The sequence below is a fragment of the Pseudomonas cyclaminis genome (assembly GCF_015163715.1).
GTDB lineage: Bacteria > Pseudomonadota > Gammaproteobacteria > Pseudomonadales > Pseudomonadaceae > Aquipseudomonas > Aquipseudomonas cyclaminis.
This window is the reverse complement of the sequence record NZ_JADDUM010000385.1, coordinates 1-651: the sequence shown is the minus strand read 5'-3', so window position 1 is coordinate 651 and position 651 is coordinate 1. Positions and strand designations below refer to the sequence as shown.

Annotated in this window: 1 pseudogene; it reads right to left on the bottom strand. The window is 62.4% G+C overall.

The window, feature by feature from the left end:
• A pseudogene (locus IQK56_RS30720) lies at positions 1-651 on the bottom strand (apurinic/apyrimidinic endonuclease family protein); the annotation flags it as partial.

Sequence of the window (651 nt, the reverse complement as noted above, 5' to 3'; positions counted from 1 at the left end):
GGTCATTTCCTCGACGCTGTTGGGGAACTGGTCGGTGTCCCAGCCGTTCTGCGGGTCGCCACTGGTTGGCGTCGATGCTGGCCGAAGATGCCCAGGGAGACGGCGGTGGCAATCTCGTGATGGAAACTGTGCCCGGCCAGGGTCGCGTGGTTGGCCTCGATATTCACCTTGATCTCATGTTCCAGGCCGTATTCGTGCAGGAAGCCGAACACCGTGGCGCTGTCGTAATCGTATTGGTGCTTGGTCGGCTCCTGGGGCTTGGGCTCGATCAGTAGGTCGCCCTTAAAGCCGATCTTGTGCTTGTGCTCCACCACCATGCGCATAAAGCGCCCAAGCTGTTCGCGCTCACGCTTGAGGTCGGTATTGAGCAGGGTTTCATAGCCTTCACGGCCGCCCCACAGCACATAGTTGGAACCCTTGAGCCGCAGGGTGGCGTTCATCGCGCTGTACACCTGGGCGGCGGCGTAGGCGAACACTTCCGGGTCCGGGTTACTGGCGGCACCGGCGGCGAAGCGCGGGTTGCTGAAGCAATTGGCGGTGCCCCACAGCAGTTTGATGCCGGTCTGTTCCTGGTGGCGCTCCAGGTGGTCGACCATCTGCGCGAAGTGCTGGCGATACTCCTTGAGCGAGCTGCCTTCGGGCGCCACGTCG